This window comes from Actinomycetospora sp., from assembly GCF_055612215.1.
The window spans coordinates 1-4,604 of the sequence record NZ_JBVPVA010000005.1; the positions used below are offsets into that span (position 1 = coordinate 1).

General features: G+C 75.4%; 6 protein-coding genes. 2 read left to right on the forward strand and 4 right to left on the reverse strand.

The features are described 5' to 3' along the window. A partial coding sequence (locus AC0CYZ_RS00060) for a carboxylesterase family protein (RefSeq protein ID WP_472210744.1) occupies window positions 1-471 on the forward strand: 471 nt, incomplete at its 5' end. Between the two features lie 103 nt (window positions 472-574). Next, the gene (locus AC0CYZ_RS00065) at window positions 575-1,192 is read left to right on the forward strand and encodes a DUF1345 domain-containing protein (protein WP_472210746.1); all 618 of its coding nucleotides are present in this window, start codon (window positions 575-577) and stop codon (window positions 1,190-1,192) included. Between the two features lie 165 nt (window positions 1,193-1,357). Here the strand turns inward: AC0CYZ_RS00065 and AC0CYZ_RS00070 are convergent, their stop codons facing one another. The 4 genes from AC0CYZ_RS00070 to AC0CYZ_RS00085 all read right to left on the reverse strand — a co-directional run. Continuing rightward, window positions 1,358-2,014, reverse strand: a complete 657-nt coding sequence (locus tag AC0CYZ_RS00070) for a PaaI family thioesterase (RefSeq protein ID WP_472210748.1) — start codon at window positions 2,012-2,014, stop codon at window positions 1,358-1,360. 83 nt (window positions 2,015-2,097) lie between these two features. Next, window positions 2,098-2,979: a CBS domain-containing protein gene (locus tag AC0CYZ_RS00075; RefSeq protein ID WP_472210750.1), complete on the reverse strand. Its 882-nt coding sequence runs from the start codon at window positions 2,977-2,979 to the stop codon at window positions 2,098-2,100. Between the two features lie 65 nt (window positions 2,980-3,044). After that, window positions 3,045-4,094 carry an S-adenosylmethionine:tRNA ribosyltransferase-isomerase gene (locus AC0CYZ_RS00080; protein WP_472210753.1) on the reverse strand — a complete coding sequence of 350 codons (1,050 nt, stop codon included), beginning with the start codon at window positions 4,092-4,094 and terminating at the stop codon, window positions 3,045-3,047. Then, a partial coding sequence (locus tag AC0CYZ_RS00085; protein ID WP_472210756.1) for an SDR family oxidoreductase occupies window positions 4,091-4,604 on the reverse strand: 514 nt, incomplete at its 5' end. The genes AC0CYZ_RS00085 and AC0CYZ_RS00080, both read right to left, overlap by 4 nt.

Consider the following 4,604-nt stretch of genomic DNA (forward strand, 5'->3'; position numbering starts at 1 on the left):
GGCGCCAACGACGAGGAGATGAACCTGTACTTCGTGCCCACCGGCGCGCTGGACGCGCTGGGCGAGGACCAGGCGCGCGCGGCACTGGCGGCCGCCCACCCGGACGCCGACCGGCTGTTGGCGCAGGCCGCCGGGTCGCCCGGCGAGCGCTACGCGAGCGTGGTCACCGAGCTGCTCTTCCGCGGTCCGGCTCGCCGGCTCGTCGCCGCCCACCGCGGCCGCGGCCACCGCTACGAGTTCGGGTGGCGATCCCCCGCCTTCGGCGGGCGGCTGGGCGCGTGTCACGGCCTCGAGCTCCCGTTCGTCTTCGGCACCCTCGACACCGCGTCGGGACCCGATGCGCTCCTCGGCGAGAACCCGCCCGCGGAACTCGCCGACGAGATGCTGGCCGCGTGGACGTCCTTCGCCCGCAGCGGGGACCCCGGGTGGGCGCCCGACGACGAGACGGCCCCGCCGCGGCGGTTCGTCTGAGGGACTGGTCTGCTCCGCACATGGACCGCGGCTGCTCCCACACCACCTCCGGGCCCGACGAGGCGCCCCGCCCGACCGGCCCCGCGTGCTGACGGTGCTGCCCGTGTCGGGTGTCCGCCGGCTCTTGGTCGGGGCCGCGATCGGCATCGTCGTCGGGGTCGTCGTCGGTGTCCTGGCCGGTGCGCTGTTGGGCGTGCTGGTCGGCATCGCGGCGGCGGGGACCAGCACGGTGGTCGCGGGGTGGCTCGTCCTCGCGCCGATGGACGCCGCGGCCACGCGCGCGAACGTCGAGCGCGAGGACTTCCGACCCGTCGTCGAGGAGATCGTCATCGTCACCGCCGCCCTGGGCGGGCTGGTCGCGATCGTGGTGCTGCTCCTGCTGAGCAGATCCGGGAGCGGCGCGGCGGCCGCGGTGGCGGCGCCCGCGGGGGTGGCCACGGTCTGGGCCGGGCTGCAGCTGACCTACGCCACCCGCTACGCCCACCGCTACTACGAGGCCCCCGAGGGCGGGATCGACTTCAACGGTGGGGACCCGCCCGCGTACCGCGACTTCTTCTACTTCAGCTACAACCTCGGCATGACCTACCAGGTCTCCGACACCGCCGTCTCCAGCAGCCGGATCCGCGGGATCGTCATGCGCCACTGTCTGCTGTCCTACGTGTTCGGCACCGTCATCCTGGCCACGACGATCAACCTCGTCGTCGGCATCGTCGCGGGCTGACCGCGGCGCCGTCGTGCACGACCCCGAGCGCCGAGGAGGCACCGTGTCCGAGCCCGCACCGGAGCAGGTCGACCTGCTGGAGGCCCTGCGCACCACCCCGTCGCGGCGCTACCTGGCGGACACCCCGATCCCGGACGCCGTGCTGTGGGAGCTGCTCGCGCGTTCCTACTGCGCCCCCGGCCGCAGCGCGACGAACAGGGCGGAGGCCTCGGCGCACAGCCGGTCGCCGTCGGAGAGCGTGCCGCGCACGAAGCGCTTGCGGCCCTCCTCGCGCTCGAACCACGCCTCGACGGCCAGCTCGGTGTCGATCGGCGCGACCGACCGGTAGTCGACGTGGAGGTAGGCGGTCCGGGACCGGGACCGCCCCTCGGCGAGGGCGAGGCGGCCGAGGACGTCGTCGAAGAGCAGCGGGACGGCCCCGCCGTGGACGACGCCGTTGCTGCCCAGGAAGTGCCGGCCGAAGCGGACCCGTCCGGTCATCCGCGACCCGTCGACCTCGTCCACGTGCAGCGGCGGCACCGCGAGCTGACCCCGGCCCGGGGCGGCCGGCAGCCGCCCGGAGATCTGCCGGGGCTCGTCGACCGACGCCTCGGCCAGCCGGCCGTTGAGCTCCGCGACGGCCTTGGTGGTGTCGGCGACGAGCTCCGGCGCCGGGACGGCGGCGGCCACGCGGTCGAGGAGGTCCCGGAGCTCGTCGATCATCGCGACGTAGCCCTCGGGCACGGGCGTGCCCGTCCAGGCCGTCGTGGTCGTGTCGGCGTCGGTGGGGACGAGCGGCGCGACCAGGACCTCCTCGTCGGACTCCGTGGACCCGTCGCTCACCCTGCTGCTCCCGCCTGCTCGCCGTGACCTCACCGGCCACCGTGCTCCCCGCACGGGGGATGCGCAGGCGGGCGTGGACATCGTCACTCCGGGGGCGGTGTCCCGGTGGCCGCCGGGGCGTCCGGCTCCGGCGGTGGCGACTCGGCGCGCAGCAGGTCGCCCCGGCTGACCATCCCGACCACGCGGTCGTCGTCGCCGAGCACCGGCAGCACCCGCCAGCGGTGCTTGATCATCCGCCGCGCCACCTTGACCAGCGGCACGTCGTGGCGCACCGCGGTGACGCCGGTCGTCATCGCCTCGCCGACCCGGGCCGCCGTCGGGCCGCGCCGCCCCGAAAGCCGGTCGGGCACCAGGTCGGCCTCGCTGACCAGGCCCAGCAGGTGGTCGTCCTGGTCGAGGACGGGCAACGCGGTGAGCCGGTTCGCCGAGAGCCACGCGGCCGCGGCGGAGACCGGGGTCGAGGGCTCCGCGACGACGAGGTCCGCGAGCGGCGTCATGACCTCGCCCGCGGTGGTGCCGACCCGGGCCTCGTCGGTCGGAGGGAGCTCGGGGTCGTCCGGCTCGGCGCCGAGGAGGCGGTCGAACATCGAGCGGCGGTCAGGCGGACGCAACAGGTCGCCGCGGGTGACGACCCCGACGAGGACCCCCCGCTCGACGATCGGCATCACCCGTCGTTCGCCGTAGCGGCGCAGGCGGTGGGACAGGATCGTCACGGGGGAGTCCGGGCTCATCGCCATGGGCTCGCGGGTCATGACGTCGCCGACGCGCGCACCGGCCCGGCCCTCGACCTCGGCGCGCAGCACGTCGAGGGTCGAGACGATCCCGACGAGGCGGTAGCCGCGGTCGACGACGGGCAGGGCGCTGAAGCGGTTCCCCGTCAGCAGGGCCCGGGCGTCCTCGAGCGGGCTGTCGGGCCTCACCGTCACGACGCCCCGCGTCATCACGCTGCTCGCCCGGGCCACCACGCCCTCGACCCTAGGTGGCCTTCGGCCTTGTGAGCACTTTCCGGTGCTATAGCACGGGAAAGTGCTCACGAGCCGGAGGCACCCAGGAACAACGTCGAATCCCCGAACTCGTGCCACAGGTAGTCGCCGGAGGCGACGGCGGCCTCGTACGCCCGGCCGACCAGCTCCGGCCCCGCGACCGCCTCGAGCAGTAGCAGGTGGCTCGCCTCAGGCGCGTGGAGGCCCGTGACCAGGCCGGACACCACCCGGGCCGGGCGGTCCGGGCCGAGCACGAGGTCGGTCCAGCCGCTCGCCGGGTGCACGGTGCCGTCCGGATCGGCGGCGGTCTCGAGCGCCCGCACCACCGTCGTCCCGACCGCGACGACCCGCCCGCCCGCGGCCCGCGTCGTGCCCACCAGCCGTGCGGTCGGCGCCGGGACCGTGAACCGCTCGGGCATCGGCGGCTCGTGCTTCTCGGGGCTGGAGACCCCGGCGTGCAGCACGATCGGCGCGACGACCACCCCGCGCGCCATCAGGCGCACGAGCAGGCGCTCGCTGAACGGCCGGCCGGCGCTGGCCATCTCGGCGCTTCCCGGCACGGTCGCGTAGACGGTCTGGTACTCCGTCAGCGGGTAGGCCCCGATGAGGTAGCCGTAGCCGCTCGGCCGGCCGTGAGCGGCGAGGAACGTCGCGGCGTCCCGGTGCGGGTGGGTCCGCGCCGACCAGAGCCGCGTCACGGTCGCGTCGGGGTCCGGGTAGGGCCTGACCAGCTCGAGCCGGACGCCGTCGGCCAGCGTGAGGACCTCCCCGGCGACGACGCTGCGGTCCGGCCCGTCCGGACGTCGGGGCTCGACCACCCAGGACCCGTCGTCGAGCGTGGCCGACACGTGCACCACCGTCGGGACACCGGAGGGACGGCGGCCGTCGAGCGCCGCGGGCAGCGTCGCCGAGGTGTTCACCACCAGGAGGTCGCCCGGCTCGAGGTGGTCGGGCAGGTCGGCGAAGCGGCGGTGGACGATCCGGTCGGGTTCGGCGACGAGCAGCCGGACGCCGTCGCGGGTCAGGCCGCGTCGCTCCGGCGGGGCGGTGGCCTCGCGGTCGGGGGGCAGGACGAAGCGCGTCACCGGCAGGGTCACGACGCCACCACCAGGTCCGCCGCGCGGTACCGCCCGCTGGGCAGCTCGCCGGCGATCAGTCCCCGCAGGGCCGGGACCACCGACTCCGGCAGCGGCCGGTCGCTGATGTCCTCGCCGGGGAACGCCTCCTGGTGCATGGCCGTCCGCATGTCGCCGGGGTCGACGGTGTAGACGCGCAGCTTCGGTTCCTCGACGGCGAGCACCGCGCCGAGGTGCTCGAGCGCCGCCTTCGACGCGCCGTAGCCGCCCCAGCCGGCCATTGCCTCGACCGCGGCGTCGGAGGACACGTCGATCACCCGCGCGCCGGGGCGCAGGGACGGTCGCAGCGCCTGGAGCAGGGCCAGCGGCGCCACGACGTTGACCGTGAGCACCGCGGTGAGGACGTCGAGCGGGTAGTCGACCAGCCGCGGCTGCGGGCTGGGCCCGAGCAGGCTCGCGTTGTTGACGAGCAGGTCGAGGCCGCCGAGCCCCGCGACGACCTGCGCGAGCCGGTGACGGTGCCCGGCGTCG